This is a genomic window from Streptomyces sp. CBMA123, from assembly GCF_014596465.1.
GTDB lineage: Bacteria > Actinomycetota > Actinomycetes > Streptomycetales > Streptomycetaceae > Kitasatospora.
Genome location: NZ_MECK01000540.1, coordinates 1 through 688 on the forward strand (window position 1 = coordinate 1; position 688 = coordinate 688).

The window sequence follows — 688 nt, forward strand, 5'->3', positions numbered from 1 at the left end:
ACGACGCTCCCACGGCTTGTAGGCACACGGTTTCAGGTACTATTTCACTCCGCTCCCGCGGTACTTTTCACCATTCCCTCACGGTACTATCCGCTATCGGTCACTAGGGAATATTTAGGCTTAGCGGGTGGTCCCGCCAGATTCACACGGGATTTCTCGGGCCCCGTGCTACTTGGGAGATGAGCAAGCAAGCCGTACAGATTTCGTCTACGGGGGTCTTACCCTCTACGCCGGACCTTTCGCATGTCCTTCGACTACCCATACGGTTTCTGACTCGCCCAGCCGCCGGCAGACGACTGAAGCTCATTCCCACAACCCCGCCATGGCAACCCCTGCCGGGTCTCACACCAAAACGGTTTAGCCTCATCCAGTTTCGCTCGCCACTACTCCCGGAATCACGGTTGTTTTCTCTTCCTGCGGGTACTGAGATGTTTCACTTCCCCGCGTTCCCTCCACACTGCCTATGTGTTCAGCAGCGGGTGACAGCCCATGACGACTGCCGGGTTTCCCCATTCGGACACCCCCGGATCAAAGCTCGGTTGACAGCTCCCCGGGGCCTATCGCGGCCTCCCACGTCCTTCATCGGTTCCTAGTGCCAAGGCATCCACCGTGCGCCCTTAAAAACTTGGCCACAGATGCTCGCGTCCACTGTGCAGTTCTCAAACAACGACCAGTCACACACCCTCGA

The 688-nt window shown here is 58.0% G+C and carries 1 rRNA gene; it reads right to left on the minus strand.

Features of this window, described 5'->3' with window-relative positions:
- Positions 1-631, minus strand: a 23S ribosomal RNA gene (locus BG452_RS36165); the annotation flags it as partial.
- Positions 632-688 lie beyond the last annotated feature (57 nt).